The following is a 23,377-nucleotide window of genomic DNA, read 5'->3' as shown; positions in this document are numbered from 1 at the left end:
GTAATCGGTCGATGGGTGTGGTCGAGATCAGCCTGTCCATGTCGCTCGACGGCTACATCACCGGGCCGGATCCCAGTGTGGAGAACCCGCTCGGCGGCGCCGGTGACTCCATCCGCCCCGGCGGGGAGCGGTGGATGGTCCAGGAGGCGTTCGCCGCGGCGGGCGCGGTGGTGGCCGGGCGCCGGGTCTACGCCCACACCCGCGGCTGGGGTGAGGACCCGCCGTTCCGGATGCCGGTGTTCGTGCCGACGCACCGCCCGCGCGGGGTGCGCGTGGCGGGCGAAACCACGTTCACCTTCGTGCCGGACGTGGAAACCGCGATCGCCAGGGCCAAGGGGGCGGCCGGGGAGAAGAACGTGCACATCATGGGCGGGGCCGACGTGGCGAACCAGGCGCTGCGGCTGGGCCTGGTCGACGAACTCAACCTGCACCTGGAACCGGTGCTGCTCGGTGCGGGCACCCGGCTGTTCGACGACCTCGGCGGGCGCATCCGGCTGCGGCGCACCCGGCTGATCGAAGGCGATCCGTCCACTCACCTGCGTTACCGCGTGCTGCGCTGAAACCCGCCGCGGAAATGCCCGGCGGGAAAATCGGGGAATGGTGATATCGGTTTCCGGGATTTCTCCGGATTCACTCCATGGAGCTAAGAAACTGGCAATCGCGGAGTCGGCACGTATAAAGGGTGGATCGCCGGCACCGGACCACGAGCCGGTCGCTGCGCGCGAAACACCCGTGCCCCGCGAACCTGGAGCTGCGAAGAAGTGACCATCACCGCCGAAATCACCGCCCTGCTGACCGAGAAGTTCGGCGTGGAACCCCTCGCCGTGCGACCCGAGGTCCCGCTGCGTGTCCTCGGCATGGATTCCCTGGCCCTGGAAGAACTCCGCGTGCTCGTCGAGGAGCGCCTGCTGATCGATCTGGAGGACGTCCAGCTCACCTCGCGGGAAACGGTCGGGCAGCTGGCCACGGTCATCGGCGAGAAGCTCGCGGCGTGACGGCGCGGACCGCGGCGGTCACCGGGCTGGGCCTGGTCACCGCGGCCGGGGTCGGCGCCGACGCCACCTGGCGGGACGTGACGCGGCCCGGCCGGGCACCGGCGGTGCGCCACCTCGAAGAACTGGACGGCCTGCCCTGCGATTTCATGTACACCATCGACGACCTCGACACCGCGGCCCTGCTGGGCGTGCCGGCGTTGCGGATGATGGACCGGTTCACCCAGCTCGCGGTGCTCGCCGCGCGTGAGGCGGTGGCGGACGCGGGACTGGACCCCGCGCAGTGGGACGGTGATCGCGTCGCCGTGGTCATCGGTTCCGCGCACGGCGGTCTCCCCTTCTACGACCAGCAGAGCACCGTGCTCGCCGAAAAGGGCGCCCGCCGGGTGTCGCCGAAGCTGGCGCCGATGACCACGGTCAACAGCGCCGCCAGCAGCGTCTGCCTCGACCTCGGTGCCCGCGGGCCGAGCCTGTGCGTTTCCACGGCGTGTTCCTCGGGCACGGTCGCCATCGGCACCGCGCTGCAGCTGCTGCGCTCGGGTGCCTGCGACATCGCCATCGCCGGTGGTGCCGAATCCGTGTGCTCGCGGCTGCTGGTCGCCAGCGCCTGCCAGCTGCGCGCGGTGTCCACCCGCCGCGACGACCCGGCCACCGCCTGCCGCCCGTTCGACGCCGACCGCGACGGTTTTGTCATCGGTGAGGGATCCGGTCTCGTCGTGCTCGAACGTCCCGGGCACGCCCTCGCGCGAGGAGCCCGTGTCCGCGCGGGGATCGCGGGTTACGGCGCGTCCAGCGACGCCTACGCCGCGGTCGCCCCGGAACCCGAGGGCGAAGGCGTCGAGCGCGCGCTGCGGGCCGCGCTGGCCGACGCGGACGTCGCACCGGCCGACATCGGCCACGTCAACGCCCACGGCACCTCCACCGTGATGAACGACTTGATCGAAGCCACCACCCTGGAGCGGGTGCTCGGCGACCAGCCGCTGGTGTGCTCGACCAAGGCCAGGACCGGGCACGCGCTCGGCGCCGCCGGTGGCATCGAAACCGCGCTCACCGTGCTGGCCCTGCAACACCAGCTGGTGCCGCCGACGGCCAACCTGCGCACCCGCGACGTCCGCGTCCCGATCGACGTGGTGGCCAAGGAAGCCAGGCCGGCCGCCGTCGAGTGCGCGGTCAAGACGTCGATGGGGTTCGGCGGCCACAACGCCGCTCTCGTGCTGACCAAGGATTGCTGAAACCGACCATGTACGAGGAAGTCCGGCCGCTCGCGGTCGGGAACACGCACTACCGCTACCGCCTGCTGCACCAGCCGGAGCCGCGCACCGAACCGGTGGTGGTGCTCGGCGGCGGGTTGCAGGGCATGCACGGCTGGCCGCGGATGGAGGACCGGATCACCCCGCTGACCAGCCTGATCACCGCGGACCTGCCCGGGATGGGCACCGCCGACCCGCTGCCCGCCGGGGCGGGCAACGAACTGATGGGGGCCGCGCTCGACGGCATCCTCGACGACCTCTTCGACGAGCTCGGCGTGGCGCGGGTCAACCTGTTCGGGTACTCCTACGGCGCGGAACTCGCTTTCGCCTGCGCGCAACGGAATCCGCACCGCATCGCGCGGCTGGTCCTCGGCGGGGTGGTGTCGGAGACCAGTCCGTCGCAAATGGACGAGCTGCGCCGGGCGGCGGAGCACCTGGAACGGGGCGAGGTGGAAGAGTTCGCCACGGTGTCCACGGAAATGCAGTTGTGCCTCGACGAAAGCCGCCACGTCCCGCAGCGGTCACTGGTGTACCGGTACGTCCGGCGCTCGATGCTGCACGGCGCGGTGCACGTGCCGCACCTGATGGACTACCTGCGGCGGTCGCTGGCCGGTGGCCCGTGCTTCGACGGGGGGCTGGCCGGGGTGCCGACGCTGGTGTTCAGCGGGGAGCACGACACCATCACCTCGGCCGAACGGCAGCGCCGGTTCGCCGCCACCATTCCGGGCAGCGACTTCCGCACCATCGCCGACGCCGACCACTGGGTGGTGCTCGAACGCGCCGACGACGTCGCCGACCTGGCCGCCCGCTACTTCACCGATCAGCCGCTGGCCGGCTGAGGCCCTTCCAGCAGCGCCTTCGCCCCGTCGAGTTCGCGTTCCACGTCGGGGCGCAGCGTGCGCCGCAGCACGGCTTCGGCCGGGAAGCCGAGCACCCGGGGGAAACCGATCTCGATCGTCCGGGTCACCCGGGTGCCCTCGCTGACCGGGGTGCACACGAAGCTCGCGGCGAACCGGGAGAGGCGCCGGACGAGCCGGTTGTGCGGCGGCGGCGCGTAGGCGACGTCGACCCGTTCCCCCGGGGTGAGCCGCATCCGGGAGACCACCGCCAACCCGGGTCCCGGCAGCCCCGGCAGCCGCGAGCGGAACCGGAAGTCGGTGGTGTGGCCGTGCGAGCGCACCCAGTCGATGCGGCCCAGTTTGGCGTCCACCGTCGCGTACCGCTCGGCGTCCATGACCAGTGCCAGGAACTCCCCGGGTGCGCACCGCACCACCCGCTCCACCGTCACTCGAACCATAGTAAGAGAGTACTCTCTTTCCATGGCGAGAACTACCCCCGGCGTGACCAGGGAACGCATCCTCGACGAGGCCGTCCGGCAGTTCGCCACCCGCGGCTACGACGCCACCTCGGTGGCCGACATCCAGGTCGCCTGCGGGCTCTCCCCCGGTTCGGGTGCGCTGTACAAGCACTTCCCGTCGAAGCGGGCGCTGCTCGAGCACGCCGTGCACCGCAACCTGGAGCGCATGGCGCACGAGCACGCCGAGGCGCTCGGTGAACTGCCCGCGGACCCCCGCGCGGCGCTCCGGCTGATGGCCGGGGTGGTGTGGGCGGTGATGGACACCGATCGCGACCTGATCCGCCTGATGATCCGCGAGTTCACCGGTTTCCCGGAGTTGTTCGAGCGGATGTGGCAGGGTGTGCTGGACCACCTCTACCGCGAGTGCACCCGGTGGATCACCACGCTGCGCGATCCGGGCGGGTCCACTGTGGAGGACCCGGAGGCCACCGCCGCGGTGTTGCTCTCGTCACTGACCTACTACCCGATCCTCGACGCCCTGATCGGCCGCACCCCGGGCGGCGTGGCCCCGGAGCGGTTCCTGGCGGCCTGGCTGGACCACGCGGCGAGGACGCTCGGGCTCGCCTGATCGGGGCCGGGGACCTCCTGGCCAAATTTGACTCATTCCAGAAAGCGTTCTAGGGTCGCGGCGTGATGTCCGACTTCGAGGCGCAGCTGCGGGCCGTCTCGTTGCGCGTGACCCGCCCCCGGCTGGCGGTGCTCGCCGCGCTGCGCGACCACCCGCACGTCGACACCGAAACGGCGATCGCGCTGGTGCGGGCCGAGCACCCCACGGTTTCGCACCAGACGGTCTACGACGTGCTGCGGGCGCTCACCGACGCCGGGCTGGTGCGGCGCATCCAGCCGGCCGGCGCGACCGCCCGCTACGAGTGCCGGGTGGGTGACAACCACCACCACGTCGTGTGCCGTTCCTGCGGTGCCATCGAGGACGTGGACTGCACCGTCGGACAGGCACCCTGTCTCACCGCTTCGCACGATCACGGTTTCGCGATCGACGAGGCGGAGGTCGTGTTCTGGGGCACCTGCCCCGACTGCGCGGCCGATCGCACTGCCCAATGATCCGCCAGTTCGGAAGGAAGTAGATGAGCGCCACCCAGGACAACGCCCCCGCCAGCGCACAGGGCGTGGACCAGAAGGCGGCGGCCGGTTGCCCGGTCGCCCACGACTCGGTGACGGCGCACGGCAGCGAGAGCGAGAACCCCGCGATCAGCTCGCCGACCCCGAAGACGGGCGGCCGTCCCCGCTCGAACCGCGACTGGTGGCCGAACCAGCTCGACCTGTCGGTGCTGCACGCCCACTCGTCGAAGAGCAACCCGCTCGGCGAGGACTTCAGCTACGCCAAGGAGTTCCAGAAGCTCGACGTCGAGGCCCTCAAGCGGGACATCGCCGAGGTGCTCCACACCTCGCAGGACTGGTGGCCCGCCGACTTCGGCCACTACGGCGGCCTGATGATCCGCATGAGCTGGCACTCCGCCGGCACCTACCGCATCCACGACGGCCGCGGTGGCGCCGGTGACGGCGGCCAGCGGTTCGCCCCGCTGAACAGCTGGCCGGACAACGCCAACCTGGACAAGGCCCGCCGCCTGCTGTGGCCGGTCAAGCAGAAGTACGGCCAGAAGATCTCCTGGGCCGACCTGCTGGTGCTGGCCGGCAACGTGGCGCTGGAGGACATGGGCTTCAAGACCTTCGGCTTCGGCTTCGGCCGCGAGGACGTCTGGGAGCCCGAGGAGATCTTCTGGGGTCCCGAGGACACCTGGCTCGGTGACGAGCGCTACGTCAGCGACACCGAGATGGTGGCCGACGTCGGCGCCACCGAGATGGGCCTGATCTACGTCAACCCGGAGGGCCCGCGCGGCAACGCGGACCCGGCCGCGGCCGCCCACTTCATCCGGGAGACCTTCGGCCGGATGGCGATGAACGACGAGGAGACCGTCGCCCTCATCGCCGGTGGGCACACCTTCGGCAAGACCCACGGCGCCGGTGTCGCCGACGACCACGTGGGCCCGGAGCCGGAGGCCGCCCCGCTGGAGGCGCAGGGCCTCGGCTGGCTGAGCACCCACGGCAGCGGCAAGGGCGCCGACACCATCACCAGCGGGCTCGAGGTGACGTGGACCGACGTGCCCACGCAGTGGAGCAACCGCTTCTTCGAGATCCTGTTCGGCTACGAGTGGGAGCTGACCACCAGCCCCGGTGGCGCGAAGCAGTACGTCGCCAAGGACGCCGACGCGATCATCCCGGACGCGCACGACCCGGAGAAGAAGCACCGGCCGACCATGCTCACCACCGACCTGGCGCTGCGCGTGGACCCGGCGTACGAGAAGATCTCGCGCCGCTTCCTGGAGCACCCGGACGAGTTCGCGCTGGCCTTCGCCAAGGCGTGGTACAAGCTGCTGCACCGCGACATGGGCCCGGTCAGCCGCTTCCTCGGCCCGTGGGTGGCCGAGCCGCAGCTGTGGCAGGACCCGGTGCCCGCGGTCGACCACGAGCTGGTCGGCGCCGAGGACATCGCCGCGCTCAAGGCGAAGGTGCTCGACTCCGGGCTGACCACCGCCCAGCTGGTCTCCACCGCCTGGGCCGCGGCGGCCTCCTTCCGGTCCACCGACAAGCGCGGTGGGGCCAACGGCGCCCGGATCCGCCTGGAGCCGCAGCGCAACTGGGAGGTCAACCAGCCGGAGCAGCTCGCGGTGGTGCTGGAGAAGCTCGAGGGCATCCAGCAGGAGTTCAACAACGCGGGTGGGGCCAAGATCTCGCTGGCGGACCTGATCGTGCTGGCCGGTTCGGCCGCGGTCGAGAAGGCGGCGCGTGACGCCGGCGTCGAGACCACCGTGCCGTTCCACCCGGGTCGCACCGACGCGTCGCAGGAGCAGACCGACGTCGAGTCGTTCAAGGTGATGGAGCCGCGTGCCGACGGCTTCCGCAACTACCTGCGGGCCGGGGAGAAGCTGCAGCCCGAGGTCCTGCTGGTCGACCGCGCCTACATGCTGAACCTGACCGCGCCCGAGATGACCGTGCTGGTCGGCGGGCTGCGCTCGCTCGGGGCCAACACCGGTGGCACCTCGCACGGGGTGCTCACCGACCGGCCCGGTGTGCTCACCAACGACTTCTTCACCAACCTGCTTTCGCCGGGCACCCGGTGGAAGGGTTCGGAGTCCGAGGAGCACGTGTACGAGATCCGCGACGCGGCGACCGACGAGGTGAAGTGGACCGCCACCGCGGTCGACCTCATCTTCGGCGCCAACTCGCAGCTGCGGGCCCTCGCCGAGGTCTACGCCAGCGAAGACGCCCGCGAGAAGTTCGTGGCCGACTTCGTCGCGGCGTGGACCAAGGTGATGGAGCTCGACCGCTTCGACCTCGCCTGATCCCTCCGCGCGACGAGCCCGGCCGGTCCTTCCGGCCGGGCTCGTCCGGTGTTCCCCCTGTTTCCCCTTGACCGTGCCGCACCGGCACGGTTTCTACTCGGGCGGGTACCGAAACCCAGGAGGGAACATGCGGAAAGCCCTCGCCGCCGCCGTCGCCGTGCTGGTGACCGCGGCACCGGCCTTGGCACTGACACCGGCGCTCGCCGAGGAGACCACCGGCCTCCGGTGGAGCGCCTGCCCCGAGGAGGCCGGCGCCCTGTCGTTGCAGTGCACGACGCTCGAGGTGCCGCTCGACTACCGCGATCCGGACGGGCGGCGGATCGAAATCGCCGTTTCCCGCCTGGCGAGCGGAAATCCGGAGAAGCGCCGGGGGGTGCTGCTGACCAATCCCGGCGGTCCGGGCGGGGCGGGGCTGGACTTCCCGGCGTTGCTCGCCACCCTCGGACTGCCGCAGGACGTGCTGGACAGCTACGACATCATCGGGCTGGACCCGCGCGGGGTCGGCCGCAGCACGCCGGTGACCTGCGACCTGACGCCGGAACAGCAACTGCGGGGCAACATCCCGCCGTACGCCCGCCACCCGGGCGATGTGCTGGAACAGGCCCAGAACGCGAAGAAGGTCGCCGAGCAGTGCGCGGCGTCGGAGACGGCGTTCATGCTGCCGCACACCAGCACCGCGAACGCCGCCCGTGACCTGGACCGGCTGCGGGAGGCGCTGGGCGAGGAGAAGCTGTCCTACCTCGGCTACTCCTACGGCACCCACCTCGGCGCGGTCTACACCACGCTGTTCCCGGAGCGCAGCGACCGGATCGTGCTCGACAGCAACGTGGTGCCCGCCGGACTGGACACCACGGCCAGCCGCCTGTTCGGCCAAGGCTTCGAAAAGCGGTTCCCGGACTTCGCCAGGTTCGCCGCCGCCCGTCCCGAATACGGCCTCGGCGGCACCGAGCAGCAGGTGGAGGCCAAGTACTTCGACCTGGCCGCCCGGCTGGACCGGGCCGCGGTGCAGGGCGTCGACGGCGCCACGTTCCGCCTGCTGAGCTTCGGCCTCACCTACGGCGACGGCCAGTTCCCGCTGCTGGCCGAGTACTGGCGGGCACTGGACACCGGCCAGCCGCTGCCCCCGATCCCGGCCGCGGCGCAGGACCTGGACAACTACCTGTCCAGCCACCTCTACACCATCTGCAACGATTCCCGCTGGTCGCGCTCGATCGGCTCGTACCTGGTCGACGTCGAGGTGGACCGGCACCGCCACCCGAAGTTCGGCGCGGCGGCGGCCAACATCCGGCCGTGTGCGTTCTGGCGTTCCGAGCCCGCGGAACCGCCGGTGCGGGTCGGTGACCGCGGCCCGTCGAACGTGCTGCTGGCGCAGAACACCCGCGACCCGGCGACCCCCCTGGCCGGGGCCGAGCGGATGCGGCGGGCCCTCGGCGACCGGGCCAGGATGGTCACCGCCGACCAGGGCGGTCACGGGACCTACGTGCTCGGCGGGAACAAGTGCGCCGAGGAGACCGTCACGGTTTTCCTGACCAAGGGCGAACGCCCGGCCCGTGATCTCTTCTGCGCCGCGGAACCGGCCTGAGCCCTTCAACCGCTCGTGAAAGTCCGGCAGTGTGACAATTTCGACGGTTAATGTCCATCCACATGACCACTTTGACCAGAAAACGAGCACTGCGCACGGCCGGTGTGCTGGCCGCCTCGGTGGCGGCGATCGGCGGTTCGGGCTTCGTGGCTTCGGCGAGTGACGTCGGCACCATGACCCGGCCCGTTTCGTGCGCGAGCATGAACCCCACCGAACTCGCCAACGCCTGGCACGGCACCAACAGCATCGGTGGCATCTGCTACGTCGACGGCGGCACTTACAACAGTCCGGTCGGCCGGAACGTGCACTCCTACTGCGCGGGTGACCACGACTCGCTGATCCAGTACAAGCTGCCCAACGACCCCTACATGTACTCGCAGACCGCGCCGCGGCGGACCTGCCAGCCGTTCAACTACAACGCGGACATCTGGGTGGTCACCCGCACCCGGTGAGCCCGTGGACCACCCGGCACCGCACGGTGCCGGGTGGTGCCGCGCACCCGCGGGTCAGGCGGTCTTCGTCCAGCGGACCGGCAACTCGTGCACCCCGTAGATGTTCATGTCGGTCTTGAGCTTCACCTCGCCCGCGGGAACGGCGAGTTCGAGATCCGGGAAGCGGCGCAGCAACGCCTCGAGCCCGGCCCGCATTTCGATGCGGGCCAACTGCTGGCCGAGGCACTGGTGCACGCCGTGGCCGAAGGACAGCAACCCGCGGGCCGGACGGTGGATGTCCAGCGTGCCGGGGTTGTCGAAGCGCCGGGGATCGTGGTTGGCGGCCAGCAGCGAAACCACCACGGTCGAGCCCGCCGGGATGGTCTCCCCGCCCAGTTCCAGGTCCTCGGCGGCGTAGCGGAGGAAGACGTCCGCGACGGACAGGTAGCGCAGGAGTTCCTCGACGGCGTTGGGCAGCAACTCCGGGTCCGCCCGCAGTTCGGCCAGCTGGTCCGGGTGCTCCAGCAACGCGAAGGTGCCCAGCGCCAGCGTGTTCGCCGTGGTTTCGTGGCCCGCGAGCAGCAGCAGGAAGGCGACACCGACGAGTTCCTGGATGCTGAGGTCGTCCTGGCGGGCCAGGTCCGACAGGATGTCGTCGGCTGGTTCGGCGCGCTTGCGGGTGACCAGCTCGTTCAGGTAACCCATCATGCCGCCGACCGCGGCCATCTTCTCCTCCAGCGTCTGGTCGCGGACCATGAACTGGGCGGAATGGGCCTGGAAGCTGTCCCGCTCGGCGTAGGGCACCCCGAGCAGTTCGCAGATCACCAGCGACGGCACCGGCAGCGCGAACTCGGCGACCAGGTCGGCAGGCGGGGTCAGGCTCGCCAGGTGGTCCAGCTGCCGCTCGGTGATCTCCACGATGTGCGCTTCGAGCTGCTTCATCCGCTTGACGGTGAACGCGCCGGTGAGCCGCTTGCGCAACCGGCCGTGTTCCGGCGGGTCCATCGCGATGAACAGCCCCGGTTCCGTCGGCGACGGTTCGGTCTGCTCGGGCATACCGGGGGTTTGGTACGGCACGTGGATGATGCCGAGGTCCTGCCGGGAGCTGAACCGGGTGTCGGCCAGCATCTGCCGCGCGGCGTCGTAGCCGGTGACCAGCCAGCCTTCGTGGCCGTCGGGGAAAACGAGCGGGCAGACCGGCCGGGTTTCCCGCAGCTCGCTGATTCCGCTGGGTGGTTCGAACGGGCTGACGTCCCGTTCGACGGGCAGGCCGTTCGGGATGGGCACCGCTTCAGTCATCGATTTCCCTTTCCGGGGTTTCAGCTGGGGCGGATGGTGATGTCGCCGCAGGTGGTGCGGGCGTGCGCGTCGACGGCGTCGGAACCGGTCGCCGCCCCGCCGCCCACGCTGTCGCGGACGCGGCCGAAGCCGGTCTTGGTGTCGGTGCTCGCCCTGCTGCTCTCGCGGATGCCGATCTCGATCTCCCCCAGCGAGGTTTCGAGGGTGAGGGTGCCGCGCACGGCGTCGAGCACGCGGACCGAACCCAGTCCGGACTTGGCATCGACCCCGGCGCCCGCCTGCTCGACGGTGATGTCGCCGTTGGCGTTGCGCACCCGCGCCGGGCCACCGGCGGAGGCGATCGTGGTGGCACCGTTGGCGTTCTTCACCACGGTGGCGCCGCCGACCGCACCGAGCCGCACCTGCCCGGAGCTGGTGTCGACCTCGGCGTCGCCCGTCACCCGCTCGGCGAGCACGTTGCCCGCCGCGGTGCGGGCACGCAGCTCACCGGTGCGCTCCAGCTGGATGTGCCCGGTGCCGGACCGGTAGCGGCAGGCGCCGAGTTCGCCGGTGGCGTGCAGGTTGCCGAGGCCGGTGCTGCCTTCCACGCGGGACCCCGCCGGCAGTTCGACGACCACCTCGATCGACCTCGATTCACCGGAGAAGTCCAGCGGGTGCGCCCGCGGGCCCTTGACCGTGAGCCTTCCGCCGGAGAACGCCACTCGGGTGTCCTGGGCGGCCTGCACGTCGGAGGCGTTGCTCTCGTCGCTCGGCCGCACGTCGACGACGGTGTCGGCGCGCTCGCCGGCGACGACGCGCACGTTGCCGACACCGGGTTCGAGGTGGGCGACGATCGGCCCGGGGGTGTCGTAGGAGGGCATGTCCTGTCCTTTCGGCCTGAGGCCGGGGGTCACCTCCCCGGCCCGCATGACGCCATCATGGCACTGTCTTGGCACCACTTCAAGTGCCACGACGATGTCAAATGAGCCATAGCCTTCCGAAAGGGTCGTTTCCGCTGGCCAGCGGGGTAGAGATCACGAGCATCAGGCTGGTGCCAATGTGGCACAGAACTGGCGCCGAGGGGGTCGGAGCCGGGAAGCGGTCCGAAATGCACAACCGGCTGACCGCCACCCGGAGCCCGGCGAGACCGAGGACCCGGACTGCGCCCTGGATTCGCCCGCGGACTGGGCGGCTAGAGCGAGCCGGCGCGCCGAGCCTGGAGGAACGCCCGCTCGGTTTCGTTGGTGGCCAGCGCGATCGCCTCGTCGTACGCGGCGACGGCCTCCGCCGTGCGGCCCAGGCGCGACAGCAGGTCCGCCCGGGTGGCCGGCAGCAGGTGGTACCCCGGCAGGTCCAGTTCGCCGACGACGGCCAGTGCCGCCGCCGGGCCGTGCACCTCGGCCACCGCGACCGCGCGGTTGAGCGCCACGATCGGCGTCGGCGTGTGCTGCAGGAGCTGGTCGTAGAGCGCGAGCACCTGCACCCAGTCGGTGGCGGGCCCGTCGGTGTGCACGGCGTTGATCGCCGCCTGCAGCTGGTACGGGCCCGGCTGTCCCCGCCGCAGGCACCGGCGCACCAGCTCGTGCCCCTCGGCGATCAGCTCCGCGTTCCAGCGCGACCGGTCCTGCTCGGCGAGCACCACCAGCTCACCCGACGGCCCCACCCGCGCGGGCCGCCGCGCTTCGGTGAGCAGCAGCAGCGCCAGCAGCCCGAGCACCTCCGGCTCGTCCGGCATCAGCCCGGCCAGCGCCCGCGCCAGGCGCACCGCCTCCAGGCACAGGTCCGTCCGCAGCAGCTCCCCCGAGGTCGAGGTGTAGCCCTCGTTGAAGACCAGGTACAGCACGGTCAGCACCGGCGGCAGCCGATCGGGCAGTTCCGCCGCGCCGGGCACCCGGTAGGGGATGCCGGCGTCCCGGATCTTCTTCTTCGCGCGGACGATGCGCTGGGAGATCGTCGCCTCCGGCACCAGGTAGGCCCGCGCGATCTCGGGCACCTCCAGCCCGCCGAGCAGGCGCAGGGTGAGCGCGGTCTGCGCCAGCGGCGAGAGCGCCGGGTGGCAGCAGGTGAAGATCAGGCGGAGCTGGTCGTCGCGCACCGGTCCCGCCTCCTCCTGCTCGCCGGGCTGGTGCAGCAGCAACGCCTGCGCGTGGCGGGCTTCCCGGGTGGACTCCCGGCGCAGGCGGTCGATCGCGCGGTTGCGGGCGGTGGTCACGATCCAGCCGCCGGGATTGGCGGGCGGGTCCTGCGCCCACTTTCCGACCGCCACCGCGAACGCGTCCTGCACCGCCTCCTCGGCGAGGCCGAGGTCGCCGAGCAGGCGGGTCAGCGTGGCCACGCACTTGCCGTACTCGGCCCGGTAGACGGCGTCGAGATCCATCCGCGCTCAGCCCTCGACGATGCCGTCGAACGGCCGCACCTCGATCGGGCGCGCGCAGGCCAGCGCGCACTTGCCTGCCCAGGCCAGCGCTTCGTCGAGGTCTTCGCACTGGATCACCCAGAACCCGCCGAGCTGTTCCTTGGTCTCGGCGAACGGGCCGTCGGTCATCGTGGTGGTGCCGTTGCCGGGCCGCACGACCGTGCTGGCGTGCGAGGGCAGCAGGCCACCGGCGAACACCCACTTGCCCGCGGCCTGCATTTCCTCGGTGACCTTCGTGGTCCGCGCCAGCTGCTCCCGCAGCTCGTCCTCGGGCTCCGGCACCGTTTCGTCGAGCTGGACGGCGAGCAGGTACTGCTTCACGGTGTTCTCCTCCGGTGAGCGGCGGCCGGCCCGTTGCCGGTCTCCCACCTTGGCCACGAACGGCCTCGCCGCCATTCGACACCACCGGCGGAGAAATCCTCAAGGGCGGGTCACCGCCACCTCCGCGGGTCCTGCGAGGGGTCGGCGTACATGGGCGGGCAGCCGCCGTGGACGGCTTCGGGGCGCAGTTCGTAGTGCCAGGGTTCGTTGCGGTAGATCTGGCAGAGCCCGTACCGGGCGCCGTGCGCGGACAGCCACGCCCTGGCCTCGGCGCGGCCGATGTCGACCGCCTGCCCCGACACGTGCGCGGAGGTGCCGGGGGTGGCCACCCAGCGGGCGGCTTCCTCCGGCGAGCCGTACCTCGAGATGGCCCGTTCGAGCAGGTGCGCCTGGTACTCCGGGGAGCGCCAGCCGCCGTTGACGAAGAACCGCACGCCGTCGGCCGCGGCGTCGGCCGCCGCCCGGCGCAGCGCACCGAGCAGCGCGGGATCGAGGTTGACCACGGCCGGGGTGTGGTCGTCGAAGACCGGCACGGGATCGGGAACAGCGCCGTGTGCCTTGCCGGGGACGCGGATTCGTTCGCTGTTGAGCATGGCTCCACAGAAGACGGTGCGGTGTTGCCGTCCCGTACGCGGTTTTCGATATGCCGCCGATATGCGCCCGCTCGTAGCATCGGGGCATGCGTGTGCTGGTGGTCGAGGACGAGCCCTACATGGCCGAGGCCATCCGTGACGGGTTGCGGCTGGAGGCCATCGCGGCCGACATCGCCGGTGACGGCGACACCGCGCTGGAACTGCTGAGCGTCAACGCCTACGACATCGCCGTGCTCGACCGCGACATCCCCGGGCCGTCCGGGGACGAGATCGCCGAGAGCATCGTCGCTTCCGGCGACGGCATGCCGATCCTGATGCTCACCGCCGCCGACCGGATCGACGACAAGGCCTCCGGGTTCGGCATCGGCGCCGACGACTACCTCACCAAGCCGTTCGAACTCCGGGAACTCGTGCTCCGGCTCCGGGCGCTCGACCGCAGGCGCGCCCACAGCAGGCCGCCGGTGCGGGAGATCGCGGGCCTGCGGCTGGACCCGTTCCGCCGCGAGGTCTTCCGCGACGGGCGCTACATCGCGCTCACCAGGAAGCAGTTCGCCGTGCTCGAAGTCCTCGTCGCCGCCGAGGGCGGGGTGATCAGCGCCGAGGAACTGCTGGCGCGGGCGTGGGACGAGAACGCCGACCCGTTCACCAACGCCGTGCGCATCACCGTCTCGGCCCTGCGCAAACGCCTCGGCGAACCGTGGCTCATCGCCACCGTGCCCGGCGTCGGCTACCGCATCGGCACCGCCCCCGGCGGGGACCGTGGATAGGGCGCCCGGTCTCAGCGTCCGCCTCAAGCTCACCCTCAGCTACGCCGGGTTCCTCATGGTCGCCGGTGCCCTGCTGCTCGCCGTGGTGTGGGTGTACCTGCTGCGGTACGTGCCCGAGCAGATCTACCTCCCCCAGGGCGGTGACTGGAGCAGGCCGGGCACACCGCACGTGCCCGACCGCACCGACCTGGTGCGCGCCTTCGGCCCGAAGGTCGCCGTGGTGCTGGTCGTGCTGCTGCTGTTCGGCCTGGTCGGCGGCTGGATCCTGGCGGGCAGCATGCTCGCGCCCCTCACGCGCATCACCAACGCCACCCGGCTGGCCGCGAACGGTTCGCTGTCCCACCGGATCCAGCTGGAAGGGCGCCAGGACGAGTTCCGGGAACTCGCCGACGCCTTCGACACCATGCTCGCGCGGCTCGACTCGCACAACGCCGAACAGCAGCGGTTCGCGGCCAACGCCTCGCACGAACTGCGCACTCCCCTGGCGATCACGCAGACCCTGCTCGACGTGGCCCGCAACGACCCGGACCGGGACGCCGGCGAACTCGTCGAACGGCTCCACTTCGTCAACACCCGGGCGATCGACCTCACCGAAGCGCTGCTGCTGCTCAGCCGCGCCGACCAGGGTTCGTTCACCCGGGAACGGGTCGACCTGTCCCTGATCGCCGAAGAAGCCGCGGAAACGCTGCTCCCGCTGGCCGAGAAGAGCGGCGTCACCATCGAAACCTCCGGCGACATCGCCCCGGCCACGGGTTCACCCGCGCTCCTGCTGCAGCTGACGACGAACCTCGTGCACAACGCGATCGTGCACAACCTGCCTGAACGGGGGACCGTGTGGGTGACCACCCGCGTCCACGCCAGGACCGTGGTGCTCACCGTCGAGAACACCGGCCAGAAGCTCTCACCGCAGCTGGTTTCCACGCTCGTCGAGCCCTTCCAGCGCGGCACCCGGCGCGTCCGCGACGACCACGCGGGGGTCGGCCTCGGCCTGGCGATCGTCCGGAGCATCGCCAAGGCCCACGACGGCACCCTCACCCTCTCGCACCGAGCCGCCGGCGGGCTCCGCGTCACGGTCGAACTGCCCATCGCGTCACCGCGCACCAGCCGATGACGCCCAGCGCTTCCGGGTGACCGCGGTGAGCACGTGCCGAGCCAGCACGTCACCCGCGTCAGGAGCACCGGCCGCCAGCGCACGAGCCGACATCGCCGCCACCCGCTCCGCATCGGTCAGCACCGGCAGCAGCACCGTCTCCACCCAGGCCGGATCGAGGTCGCCGTCGTCGACCAGCAACGCCCCACCGGCCGCGACGACCGGCTCGGCGTTCAGCCGCTGCTCCCCGCCGCGTAACGGCAACGGGGCGAAAGCCGCCGGCAGGCCGACGGCGGCCAGTTCGGCGCAGGTCATCGCCCCCGAGCGGCAGAGCGCGAAGTCGGCCGCGGCGTAGGCGTAGCGCATCTCGTCGACGTAGGGCACGACCACGTACGGCGGCTCGCCGCCGGGCACCTCGACCGTGTGCCGCGGACCGGTGATGTGCAGCACCTGCACACCGGCCGCCCGCAACGCCGCGGCCGCACCGGAGACCGCGGCGTTGATCGTGCCCGCCCCCTGCGAACCGCCGGTGACCAGCAGCACCGGCCCGCCGGGGCGCAGGCCGAACCGCTGCCGGGCGGGACCGCGCAGCGCGGCCCGGTCCAGGCCGGTGATCGACGGCCGCAGCGGGATCCCGATGGCGGAGGCGTTCGCCAGCCGGACCCCCGGCGTGGCGGTGAACACGTGCCGGGTCATCCGGGCCGCCAGCCGGTTGGCCGCCCCCGGCCGGGCGTTCGCCTCGTGGACCACGATCGGCAGGTTCCGCCGCCGGGCGGCGAGGTAGGCCGGGGCGGCCACGTAACCGCCGAACCCCACCACGGCCTCGGCCCGCACGCGGTCGAGCACCGCCCCGGCCGCCAGCACCGCGTCGCGCAGCCTGCCCGGTGTCTCCAGCAGGGCCCGGTCCAGCCGTCGCGGCAGCGGCACCGGCGGGATGAGTTCGAGCGGGTAGCCGCGGGCCGGGACCAGCGTGGTGTCCAGGCCGCGGACGGTGCCGAGGGCGGTGACCTCGGCGGTGGGGTCGAGGCGGCGCAGCGCGTCGGCGAAGTTCATCGCCGGCTCGATGTGCCCGGCGGAATGACCACCGGCGACCACGACGCGTGGTGCCGTCACGCCCGCTCCCCCCGCCGTGCGGGCTCGGCCAGTTCACGCAGGAACCGCGAGGAACTCCCGCCCTGGTCGAGGTAACCGCGGCGCCGGTAGAACCCGTGGGCGTCCTGGCGGCGGTCCGCGCTGGTGACCTCCATGCGCAGGCAGCCGCGGCTGGCGGCGAACAGTTCCGCCGCGGTCACCAGCTGCCCGCCGACGCCCCGGCCGCGGAACCGCCCGGCGACGACCAGCGCCACGATCCGCCCCCAGGAGCCGGCGCGCTCGAAGAACGGGCAGGTGTGCACCGCGATCAGGCCCAGGAGCTCACCACCGGCGTCGGCCACGTAGACCGCGCCGGTGCGATCTCCGTCCCACTCCCGGATCCGGGCCGCCGTGCCCGCGGTGCTCTGCTGGGGATAGCCCAGCTGGTCCAGCAGCTCGTTCACGGCCGCGGCGTCGGCGGGGTGAGCCGGTCGTATCTGCATGCCCTTCCTCACCGGAGTTCGGCTACGCGATCGGGAAATCGAAGTAGGAGTCCGGATAGGGTTCGTCCTCCAGCGTGTAGTGCCACCACTCGCGCTCGTAGGCGCGGAACCCGCAGTCCTCCATGATCGAACGCAGGTGACGGCGGTTCTCCGCTTCGGCCCGCGTCACCCCGGGTGCGCCGTGGTGCGAGATCGCATCCATCAGGTCGTGGTCGCCGCCCATCTGCGCGAGTTCACCGGTGGCCAGGTGGTACAGCGTCAGGTCGACGGTGCTGCCCCGGCTGTGGCCCGATTTCCTCGCCACGTAACCCTTTTCGAACATCTCGGCCTTGTCGAGGTGCGGGTAGTGCCGCAGCTTCGTCCGGCCGTCCTCCGGTTGCCGCGACCAGTGCAGGAAGTGGTCCACGGCCCGTTGCGGGCGGTAGCCGTCCCAGAGCAGCAGGCCGAAGCCGAGGGATGCGGCCTTGTCCCGCACGCCTTCCAGCGCCGCGCACAACGCTCTGGTGCCGACGATGCGATTCGCCGCGTACCCGTCCACCGGTTTGCCGACGAAGTTGTCCCAGGTGGCGTATTTGGCGTCCCAGCGTATTCCGGGCACCAGTTCGTCCACGAAGGCGAAATCCCCGTTCACCGGAATTTCCCCGTCAGGGTCAGCGACACCAACCGGTCGAGCACTTCACCGAGCGGCAGCCCGGCGGCCGCCATCATCCGCGGGTAACGGCTGTAGGAGGTCATGCCGGGGAAGGTGTTGACCTCGTTGAGCACCACCGTGCCGTCCTCGGTCAGGAACAGGTCCACCCTGGCCAGGCCGGAGCAGCCCAGGGCGCGGTAGATGGCCTTGGCCGTTTCCCGGACCAGCGATCGGGTCTGCGCCGGCAGGTCCGCGGGAACGGTGATCGTCGAGTTCTCGGAACCGCTTTCGGGATCGCTTTCCTGGTGGATCTTGAAGAATCCGTGGGACAGCGTGATCTGGTCGACCTCCCCCGCGATCAGCTCCAGCTCGTTGCCCAGGACGGCGCACCCGACCTCGCTGCCGGCGACCGCTTCTTCGATCAGCACCTTCGAGTCGTACTGCCTCGCGGTTTCCACCGCGCTCGGCAGTTCCTCCTCGCTGGTCACCTTGCTGACCCCGAACGACGAACCCGATCGGGCCGGTTTCACGTAGACGGGATAGGTGAGCGATGCGGGGTCGACGTTCTCGTTCGCCGGGACGACCCGGAACTCCGGCGTCGGAATCCCCGCGGCGCCGGTGACCACGTACGCCAGCGACTTGTCCATGCACAGCGCGGAACTCTGCACGTCGCAGCCGACGTAGGGAATGCCGGACAGTTCCAGCAGCCCCTGCACCGCCCCGTCCTCGCCGAGCTTGCCGTGCAGCACGGGCAGTACGACGTCCAGGCTGAGCGCTTCGAACTTCCCGTGCCCCAGTGCGAGCAGCCCGCGCACGGTCCGGTCCGGCGAGAGCACGACCGGGCGGCCGTCGTTCTCCCAGCCCTCGTCCGGCCCGTCGCACAGCAGCCACGCGCCGTTCCTGGTGATGCCGATCCAGAACGGTTCGTACTTGTCGGTGTCGAGGTGCTTGGCGACCTCCCGCGCGGATTTGACGGAGACGGGGTGCTCCTCGGAACTCCCGCCGAAGATGATGCCGATCTTCATATCCAGTGCTGCTTTCTGCTCGCGAATTCCAGGCAGTTGACGATGGAGTTCTCGACCGTGTCGGCCAGTGCGTGGTCGGTGTAGTAGGCGGTGTGCGGGCTGATGATCACGTTCGGCAGCTCCTGCAGCCGCAGCAGCAGCTCGCTCCCGACGGGCTCGTTCCGGTGGTCCGCGTAGAAGATGCCGTCCTCGCCTTCGAGCACGTCGAGCGCCGCACCGCCCAAGGTGCCGTTTTCCAGCGCTGCCACCAGGGCTTCGGTGTCCAGCAGCGGACCGCGCCCGGTGTTGATCACATACGCGCCGCGCTTCAGCTTTCCGATGCGCCGGCGGTCGAGGAGGTGGTGGGTGCCGGCGTTGAGCGGGGTGTGGAGCGTGACGATGTCGCTCCGCCGCAGCAGTTCGTCGAGGGGAACGTAGTCGGCGTCGATCCCGGGGCGGATGTCGTAGGCCAGGACGCGGGGGCCGAAGCCCCGCAGCCGGTCCACGACCGCCGCGCCGATGCGTCCCGTTCCGACGACCCCGACGGTCAGGTCGCGCAGCTCCTTGCCGCGTTCGTCGCCGAGCCGGTAGTCGTGGGCGTCCGTGCGCCTGATGGTGGCCTTGGCGTCGCGCACCGCCATCAGCATCAGCATCAGCGTGTAGTCGGCCACGCTGTCCGGCGAATAGGCGACGGTCCCCACGGAGATGCCGACGCTCCTCGCGTACTCCACGTCGAGGTGGTTGCACCCGACGCTCCTGGTGGAGAGGTACTGCACGCCGGCCCGGCTGAGCGCGAGCAGGGTGCCGTCGGTGATCCGTGCCTTGTGCCCCACGCTGACGCACCGGTTCCCGGCCGCCAGCGCGGCGTTGGCCTCGGACACCGCGTCCTCGACGACGGTCGGCCGCACCCCGAAGCGGGGGGCCAGCTCCCGGAACAGGGCGGCCTCGTCCGGTTCGCACCCGTAGACCGTGATCCCCGTGCCCGGCACGGTGGCGAAGGACCAGGACTCCGGCGCCGTGCGTGCCGGTTCGCGGTAGCTCATGCCGCCAGTCAAAACGCCCCGGCGTTGCCGCTCCGTATGCGGTTTCCGATATGCCCCCAATAAGTTACCGACCAGTAGGAACCCGGCTGACACCGGCGGTGCCCGCCCGTCCCGCCGGTGTCCGAGCCGTGTCAGCCCCGTGTCCGCCCGGGCGGCGAACGTAGTCGCACCAACGAACCACACCACGCAGCAAGGGGAAGAAATCATGGGTGCTTTCGCCACGCCGGAGCCGATCACCGCCACCCTGACCACCGCGGGTGCCCGGGTGCGGGTCGTCGCGAGCGAGCGGCCGGACACCGTGGTGCACGTCGAGCCCGTCGACAGCACGGACAAGTCGGACGTCAAGGTGGCCGAGAAGACCGAGGTCGGCTTCGCCGCCGGGGAGCTGTCGGTCAAGACCACCAAGCCGGGCCGAAAGGACGGTTCTGTCGTGATCACGATCGAGCTGCCTGCCGGTTCCGGCCTGGTGCTCAACACGGCGTGGACCGACGTGCACGCCGAGGGCGCGTTCGGGGCTTGCGAGCTGAACCTCGCGTCGGGGCGGATCCAGCTGGACCGCATCGCCGCGCTTCGCGGGAACCTCTCGGCCGGTGGCGTCGAGGTCGGCCACATCGCCGGGCCCGCCGACATCGACGGCGGTGCGGCCGGGCTGCGGATCGGCGAGGCCGAGGGCGCGGTCCGGTATGCGGGTGGCCGCGGCGAGGTCTGGATCGGCCACGCCCGGTCGGACGTCGAACTGGGCGGTTCCAGCGGCCGCTTCGACATCGGCCGCGCCGACGGCGGGGTCACCGCCGAAGCAGCCGACTGCCCGATCCGGATCGGCCGGATCACCCGCGGCCGGGTGGAGCTGACCAACGCCTCCGGCGGCATCGAGGTGGGCGTCAGCGCGGGCACCGCCGCTTCGGTCGACGCCGGCAGCAAGAAGGGTGTCGTGCGCAATTCCCTGCCCGCGACGGACGAATCCGGCGAGAAAGCAGTCATCTGTGCCCGTACCCGGCTCGACGACATCGTCATCCAGCCCGCTGCCTGATGCACCGGAATTCCCGAAAGGATTGACCATGACGACTCAAGAAAGCGGTGTCGCGCCGGGCTGGGAAAGGGTTGCCGACGCCTTCCGGGCGAACTTCGACGGCCCCGGCGAGGTCGGCGCGGCGTGCAGTGTCTACGCGGACGGCCGCCTGGTGGTCGACCTGTGGGACGGCTTGGCCGATCAGGAGGCGAACCGGCCGTGGCGCCGGGACACCGTCACGCAGGTCGCGTCCACCACCAAGGGCGCCACCGCGATCTGCGCCCATCTGCTGGTGCAGCGCGGTGACCTGGACCTGGACGCCCCGGTGGCCCGCTACTGGCCGGAGTTCGGCGCCGCCGGCAAGGAGGACATCCCGGTGCGCTGGCTGCTCTCGCACCAGGCCGGTCTGCCGGTCGTCGACGGGCCGCTGACCTTCGAGCAGGCGTGTGCCTGGGACCCGGTCATCCGCGCCCTCGAGGCGCAGGAGCCGCTGTGGGAGCCGGGCACCGAGCACGGCTACCACGCCAACACCTACGGGTTCCTGGCCGGCGAACTCGTGCGCCGGATCACCGGCCGGTCGCTCGGCACGTTCTTCGCCGAGGAGGTGGCCCGCCCGCTCGGGCTCAGCGCCTGGATCGGGCTGCCCGAGCAGCACGAGGACCGGGTGCCACCATCCACTCCGACGCGCCGTTCAGCGTGGAGGAGCTGCTGGCCGGGATGGTCGCGGTGACCGGGCTGGACGAGGACACGGTCACCGCCTGGGTCACCGCCCTGTACAGCCCCGGCTCGGTCGCGATGCGCGCCGGTGAACTCGGCGGCGCCTTCACCAGCGCCGACTACTTCACCACCCGCGCATGGCGGGCCGCGGAGTTCCCGGCCGCCAACATGGTCGCCGACGCGCACTCGATCGCCCGCGTGTACGCCGCCACCGTCAGCGACGTCGACGGGCACCGGCTGCTCACCCCGGAAACCGTGACCACGGCGACGGAGGTCCAGACCGCCGGCACGCCCATGCACGGCCTCCCGGAAGGGGTGGCCGTGCCCGCCGACCGCTCGTTCAACATGTCACTGGGCTTCTGGCGGGCCTGCCCGCCCTACCCCATGCTCAGCCCGGCCTCGTTCGGCCACCCGGGCTCCGGCGGCTCGGTCGGCTTCGCCGATGTCGACGCCCGTGTCGGCTTCGGCTACGCCACCAACCTCTGGAACTTCCGGCCGGACGACCCACGAGCGAACAACCTGACCCGAGCCGTCCGCGACTGCCTCGGGTGACGCGGTTCAGCCGCCGCTGTAACCGTCGCGACGCCACCGGGCATGGGTAGTTTCGCGCCAGCCGGGTGCCCACAGGCACCGGTGACCCTTCCGCTGGAGGGATGCACGCCCATGTCCACCAAAAAAGCGTTCAGGAAGTCGCTGATGGCGCTCGGCGGCGCGGCGCTCGCCGTCACCGCCATGGCGACGCCCGCGACGGCGGGCGACGTCTCGCCGGCCGCGCCCAAGTTCCACGGCTTCAACCACATCAACCTCGACCCGAGCGGTGGCCAGTTCTCCTACGACGCCCACCACACGGGCTGCATCAACCTGATCGGCTTCGACAACATCATGTCGTCCATGCGGCTCGAGCACCCGATCCAGCTGTGGGACGGCCTCGCCGGCAAGGGCAGTGCCCAGGTCTTCGGGGTGGGTGAGCACCGGAACCTGCACGAACGCGGCTGGGGCGACCGCGCCTCGTCGTTCGTCTTCGTCGGCTGATCCCCCTGATCGGCGAGCACGTCACCGTGCTCGCCGATCAGGGCGTTCCCGTGCCGGTTCGGCGGAGGCGCGCGACACCGGGCAGCAGCAACAGGGTCAGCGCCGCCATCACCGCGAACGTCGCGGGCAGCCCGGCCCACTGGGCGAGCAGGCCACCCGCGGCGGCGCCGAGCGGCATGGTGCCCCAGGCCAGCAGCCGGTGCACGCTGCTGACCCGGCCGAGCAGGTGGTCCGGGGTCAGGCGCTGGCGCAGCGACACCAGCACCACGTTGGAGATCACCAGCCCGGTACCGCCGAGCACGAACGCGGCGCCGACGACGTACGGGTTCGTGCTCACCGCGGGCATTCCGAGCATGACCGCGCTCGCGGCGAACCCGAGCCCGAGCGACCACACCCGCCCCAGCACGCGCTCGGCCCAGGCGGCGGCGAACGAGCCGAGCAGCCCGCCCGCGGCGATGCCGGTCAGCAGCAACCCGAACGCCCGCTCGGACAGCCCCATCGCCGAACCGGGGCCGACCGCGTGCAGCACGAGCACGGCGAACACCGCCTTGTCGGCGAAGTTGAACACGCCCACCATCACCGAGATCGTGCGCAACACCCGGTCGCGGAACAGGAAGCGCAGTCCTTCGGCGATGTCGGCACGCAGGGTCGACGGCCGTTGCCTCGGTGGCCGGAACGAACCGCGCACCAGGAACAACGCCCCGAGCGCCGCCAGCCACAGCCCGGCCGGGGTGGCGAAGGCGGTCAGCGCGCCCGCGGTCACCAGCAGTCCGGCCAGCGGCGGGCCGAGGAAGTCGCTGGCGGTCAGTTCGGCGGCGAACAGGCGCCCGTTCGCACTGGCCAGCTGCTCACGGCCGACCAGCTGCGGCACGATCGACTGCGCGCAGGTGTCGTGGACCGTCTCGGTCGTGCCCACCGCGAACGCGATGGC

At 71.2% G+C, this 23,377-nt stretch carries 26 protein-coding genes and 1 pseudogene; 15 read left to right on the top strand and 12 right to left on the bottom strand.

The genetic code is table 11. From position 1 onward, the window contains the following. The first annotated feature begins 11 nt into the window (after positions 1 to 11). From AC07EG_RS28005 to AC07EG_RS27990, 4 genes are all read left to right on the top strand, one after another. On the top strand, positions 12 to 560 hold the full coding sequence (locus AC07EG_RS28005; protein WP_478256184.1) for a dihydrofolate reductase family protein: 549 nt from the start codon (positions 12 to 14) through the stop codon (positions 558 to 560). A 201-nt stretch (positions 561 to 761) separates the two neighbouring features. Then, the gene (locus AC07EG_RS28000; protein WP_478256183.1) at positions 762 to 995 is read left to right on the top strand and encodes an acyl carrier protein; all 234 of its coding nucleotides are present in this window, start codon (positions 762 to 764) and stop codon (positions 993 to 995) included. Next, positions 992 to 2,224 (top strand): beta-ketoacyl-[acyl-carrier-protein] synthase family protein, encoded by a 1,233-nt coding sequence (locus AC07EG_RS27995; RefSeq protein WP_478256182.1) that lies wholly within the window; start codon positions 992 to 994, stop codon positions 2,222 to 2,224. Before AC07EG_RS28000 ends, AC07EG_RS27995 begins: the two co-directional genes overlap by 4 nt. An 8-nt stretch (positions 2,225 to 2,232) precedes the next feature. Further along, on the top strand, positions 2,233 to 3,081 hold the full coding sequence (locus AC07EG_RS27990; RefSeq protein WP_478256181.1) for an alpha/beta fold hydrolase: 849 nt from the start codon (positions 2,233 to 2,235) through the stop codon (positions 3,079 to 3,081). On the opposite strand, the gene AC07EG_RS27985 is transcribed toward AC07EG_RS27990, so the two are convergent. After that, positions 3,063 to 3,539, bottom strand: a complete 477-nt coding sequence (locus AC07EG_RS27985) for an SRPBCC family protein (protein ID WP_478256180.1) — start codon at positions 3,537 to 3,539, stop codon at positions 3,063 to 3,065. The genes AC07EG_RS27990 and AC07EG_RS27985 overlap by 19 nt on opposite strands. Before the next feature lie 22 nt (positions 3,540 to 3,561). Between AC07EG_RS27985 and AC07EG_RS27980 the strand changes: the two genes are divergently transcribed. The 5 genes from AC07EG_RS27980 to AC07EG_RS27960 all read left to right on the top strand — a co-directional run bounded on the left by AC07EG_RS27980 (position 3,562) and on the right by AC07EG_RS27960 (position 8,992). Further along, a complete protein-coding gene (locus AC07EG_RS27980) occupies positions 3,562 to 4,167 on the top strand; it encodes a TetR/AcrR family transcriptional regulator (protein ID WP_478256179.1) in 606 nt (201 codons plus the stop codon). A 65-nt stretch (positions 4,168 to 4,232) separates the two neighbouring features. Next, complete coding sequence (locus tag AC07EG_RS27975) at positions 4,233 to 4,658, top strand: Fur family transcriptional regulator (protein WP_478256178.1); 426 nt, start codon at positions 4,233 to 4,235, stop codon at positions 4,656 to 4,658. A gap of 23 nt (positions 4,659 to 4,681) precedes the next feature. Further along, positions 4,682 to 6,958 carry a catalase/peroxidase HPI gene (gene katG / locus AC07EG_RS27970; protein WP_478256177.1) on the top strand — a complete coding sequence of 759 codons (2,277 nt, stop codon included), beginning with the start codon at positions 4,682 to 4,684 and terminating at the stop codon, positions 6,956 to 6,958. Positions 6,959 to 7,085: 127 nt separating this feature from the next. Continuing rightward, complete coding sequence (locus tag AC07EG_RS27965) at positions 7,086 to 8,540, top strand: alpha/beta hydrolase (RefSeq protein ID WP_478256176.1); 1,455 nt, start codon at positions 7,086 to 7,088, stop codon at positions 8,538 to 8,540. A 62-nt stretch (positions 8,541 to 8,602) separates the two neighbouring features. Next, a complete protein-coding gene (locus AC07EG_RS27960) occupies positions 8,603 to 8,992 on the top strand; it encodes a hypothetical protein (RefSeq protein WP_478256175.1) in 390 nt (129 codons plus the stop codon). Positions 8,993 to 9,046: 54 nt separating this feature from the next. Here the strand turns inward: AC07EG_RS27960 and AC07EG_RS27955 are convergent, their stop codons facing one another. The 5 genes from AC07EG_RS27955 to AC07EG_RS27935 all read right to left on the bottom strand — a co-directional run bounded on the left by AC07EG_RS27955 (position 9,047) and on the right by AC07EG_RS27935 (position 13,579). Beyond that, positions 9,047 to 10,270, bottom strand: coding sequence for a cytochrome P450 (locus AC07EG_RS27955; protein WP_478256174.1), 1,224 nt, complete (start codon positions 10,268 to 10,270; stop codon positions 9,047 to 9,049). A gap of 20 nt (positions 10,271 to 10,290) precedes the next feature. Continuing rightward, positions 10,291 to 11,130, bottom strand: coding sequence for a DUF4097 family beta strand repeat-containing protein (locus AC07EG_RS27950; RefSeq protein ID WP_478256173.1), 840 nt, complete (start codon positions 11,128 to 11,130; stop codon positions 10,291 to 10,293). A 311-nt stretch (positions 11,131 to 11,441) separates the two neighbouring features. Beyond that, the gene (locus AC07EG_RS27945) at positions 11,442 to 12,626 is read right to left on the bottom strand and encodes an RNA polymerase sigma factor (protein ID WP_478256172.1); all 1,185 of its coding nucleotides are present in this window, start codon (positions 12,624 to 12,626) and stop codon (positions 11,442 to 11,444) included. A gap of 6 nt (positions 12,627 to 12,632) precedes the next feature. Further along, positions 12,633 to 13,043, bottom strand: a complete 411-nt coding sequence (locus AC07EG_RS27940) for a YciI family protein (protein WP_478256171.1) — start codon at positions 13,041 to 13,043, stop codon at positions 12,633 to 12,635. Between the two features lie 53 nt (positions 13,044 to 13,096). Further along, a complete protein-coding gene (locus tag AC07EG_RS27935; protein ID WP_478256170.1) occupies positions 13,097 to 13,579 on the bottom strand; it encodes a M15 family metallopeptidase in 483 nt (160 codons plus the stop codon). An 86-nt stretch (positions 13,580 to 13,665) separates the two neighbouring features. Between AC07EG_RS27935 and AC07EG_RS27930 the strand changes: the two genes are divergently transcribed. After that, entirely contained in the window at positions 13,666 to 14,346 is a 681-nt protein-coding gene (locus AC07EG_RS27930) for a response regulator transcription factor (protein WP_478256169.1), read from the top strand. Continuing rightward, positions 14,339 to 15,457 carry a sensor histidine kinase gene (locus tag AC07EG_RS27925; RefSeq protein ID WP_478256168.1) on the top strand — a complete coding sequence of 373 codons (1,119 nt, stop codon included), beginning with the start codon at positions 14,339 to 14,341 and terminating at the stop codon, positions 15,455 to 15,457. The genes AC07EG_RS27930 and AC07EG_RS27925 overlap by 8 nt, the downstream gene beginning before the upstream one ends. Here AC07EG_RS27925 and AC07EG_RS27920 read toward each other — a convergent pair. The 5 genes and pseudogenes from AC07EG_RS27920 to AC07EG_RS27900 all read right to left on the bottom strand — a co-directional run. After that, positions 15,437 to 16,549, bottom strand: a complete 1,113-nt coding sequence (locus AC07EG_RS27920; protein ID WP_478256167.1) for a UDP-N-acetylglucosamine--N-acetylmuramyl-(pentapeptide) pyrophosphoryl-undecaprenol N-acetylglucosamine transferase — start codon at positions 16,547 to 16,549, stop codon at positions 15,437 to 15,439. The genes AC07EG_RS27925 and AC07EG_RS27920 overlap by 21 nt on opposite strands. Then, a complete protein-coding gene (locus AC07EG_RS27915; protein WP_478256166.1) occupies positions 16,546 to 17,010 on the bottom strand; it encodes a GNAT family N-acetyltransferase in 465 nt (154 codons plus the stop codon). Before AC07EG_RS27915 ends, AC07EG_RS27920 begins: the two co-directional genes overlap by 4 nt. A 22-nt stretch (positions 17,011 to 17,032) precedes the next feature. Beyond that, positions 17,033 to 17,641: a D-Ala-D-Ala dipeptidase VanX gene (vanX, locus tag AC07EG_RS27910; protein WP_478256165.1), complete on the bottom strand. Its 609-nt coding sequence runs from the start codon at positions 17,639 to 17,641 to the stop codon at positions 17,033 to 17,035. Then, positions 17,638 to 18,666 (bottom strand): D-alanine--(R)-lactate ligase, encoded by a 1,029-nt coding sequence (gene vanA, locus AC07EG_RS27905; protein WP_478256164.1) that lies wholly within the window; start codon positions 18,664 to 18,666, stop codon positions 17,638 to 17,640. Before vanA ends, vanX begins: the two co-directional genes overlap by 4 nt. Next, positions 18,663 to 19,622 (bottom strand): annotated as a pseudogene (locus AC07EG_RS27900) (D-isomer specific 2-hydroxyacid dehydrogenase family protein); the annotation flags it as partial. The pseudogene AC07EG_RS27900 and the gene vanA, both read right to left, overlap by 4 nt. A gap of 271 nt (positions 19,623 to 19,893) precedes the next feature. Between AC07EG_RS27900 and AC07EG_RS27895 the strand changes: the two are divergent. The 4 genes from AC07EG_RS27895 (at position 19,894) to AC07EG_RS27880 (ending at position 22,446) form a co-directional block, all read left to right on the top strand. Then, entirely contained in the window at positions 19,894 to 20,718 is an 825-nt protein-coding gene (locus AC07EG_RS27895) for a DUF4097 family beta strand repeat-containing protein (protein WP_478256163.1), read from the top strand. Positions 20,719 to 20,746: 28 nt separating this feature from the next. Further along, a complete protein-coding gene (locus tag AC07EG_RS27890; RefSeq protein WP_478256162.1) occupies positions 20,747 to 21,427 on the top strand; it encodes a serine hydrolase domain-containing protein in 681 nt (226 codons plus the stop codon). Further along, positions 21,394 to 21,966 (top strand): serine hydrolase, encoded by a 573-nt coding sequence (locus AC07EG_RS27885; RefSeq protein ID WP_478256161.1) that lies wholly within the window; start codon positions 21,394 to 21,396, stop codon positions 21,964 to 21,966. The genes AC07EG_RS27890 and AC07EG_RS27885 overlap by 34 nt, the downstream gene beginning before the upstream one ends. Before the next feature lie 111 nt (positions 21,967 to 22,077). Then, on the top strand, positions 22,078 to 22,446 hold the full coding sequence (locus tag AC07EG_RS27880) for a hypothetical protein (protein ID WP_478256160.1): 369 nt from the start codon (positions 22,078 to 22,080) through the stop codon (positions 22,444 to 22,446). A 37-nt stretch (positions 22,447 to 22,483) separates the two neighbouring features. On the opposite strand, the gene AC07EG_RS27875 is transcribed toward AC07EG_RS27880, so the two are convergent. Beyond that, positions 22,484 to 23,377 (bottom strand): MFS transporter (locus AC07EG_RS27875; RefSeq protein ID WP_478256159.1); only part of this gene is annotated, 894 nt, incomplete at its 5' end.

The organism is Amycolatopsis sp. NPDC045836 (assembly GCF_056431745.1).
This window is presented reverse-complemented; position numbering and strand designations above follow the sequence as displayed.

Excerpts from the sequence above, each read along its gene's own strand:
- AC07EG_RS28005 (WP_478256184.1), top strand. The coding sequence starts at position 12 with ATGGGTGTGGTCGAGATCAGCCTGTCCATGTCGCTCGACGGCTACATC.
- AC07EG_RS27990 (WP_478256181.1), top strand. The coding sequence starts at position 2,233 with ATGTACGAGGAAGTCCGGCCGCTCGCGGTCGGGAACACGCACTACCGC.
- AC07EG_RS27985 (WP_478256180.1), bottom strand. The coding sequence starts at position 3,539 with ATGGTTCGAGTGACGGTGGAGCGGGTGGTGCGGTGCGCACCCGGGGAG.
- AC07EG_RS27980 (WP_478256179.1), top strand. The coding sequence starts at position 3,562 with ATGGCGAGAACTACCCCCGGCGTGACCAGGGAACGCATCCTCGACGAG.
- AC07EG_RS27975 (WP_478256178.1), top strand. The coding sequence starts at position 4,233 with ATGTCCGACTTCGAGGCGCAGCTGCGGGCCGTCTCGTTGCGCGTGACC.
- katG (WP_478256177.1), top strand. The coding sequence starts at position 4,682 with ATGAGCGCCACCCAGGACAACGCCCCCGCCAGCGCACAGGGCGTGGAC.
- AC07EG_RS27965 (WP_478256176.1), top strand. The coding sequence starts at position 7,086 with ATGCGGAAAGCCCTCGCCGCCGCCGTCGCCGTGCTGGTGACCGCGGCA.
- AC07EG_RS27960 (WP_478256175.1), top strand. The coding sequence starts at position 8,603 with ATGACCACTTTGACCAGAAAACGAGCACTGCGCACGGCCGGTGTGCTG.
- AC07EG_RS27955 (WP_478256174.1), bottom strand. The coding sequence starts at position 10,270 with ATGACTGAAGCGGTGCCCATCCCGAACGGCCTGCCCGTCGAACGGGAC.
- AC07EG_RS27950 (WP_478256173.1), bottom strand. The coding sequence starts at position 11,130 with ATGCCCTCCTACGACACCCCCGGGCCGATCGTCGCCCACCTCGAACCC.
- AC07EG_RS27945 (WP_478256172.1), bottom strand. The coding sequence starts at position 12,626 with ATGGATCTCGACGCCGTCTACCGGGCCGAGTACGGCAAGTGCGTGGCC.
- AC07EG_RS27935 (WP_478256170.1), bottom strand. The coding sequence starts at position 13,579 with ATGCTCAACAGCGAACGAATCCGCGTCCCCGGCAAGGCACACGGCGCT.
- AC07EG_RS27930 (WP_478256169.1), top strand. The coding sequence starts at position 13,666 with ATGCGTGTGCTGGTGGTCGAGGACGAGCCCTACATGGCCGAGGCCATC.
- AC07EG_RS27915 (WP_478256166.1), bottom strand. The coding sequence starts at position 17,010 with ATGCAGATACGACCGGCTCACCCCGCCGACGCCGCGGCCGTGAACGAG.
- vanA (WP_478256164.1), bottom strand. The coding sequence starts at position 18,666 with ATGAAGATCGGCATCATCTTCGGCGGGAGTTCCGAGGAGCACCCCGTC.
- AC07EG_RS27895 (WP_478256163.1), top strand. The coding sequence starts at position 19,894 with ATGGGTGCTTTCGCCACGCCGGAGCCGATCACCGCCACCCTGACCACC.
- AC07EG_RS27890 (WP_478256162.1), top strand. The coding sequence starts at position 20,747 with ATGACGACTCAAGAAAGCGGTGTCGCGCCGGGCTGGGAAAGGGTTGCC.
- AC07EG_RS27880 (WP_478256160.1), top strand. The coding sequence starts at position 22,078 with ATGTCCACCAAAAAAGCGTTCAGGAAGTCGCTGATGGCGCTCGGCGGC.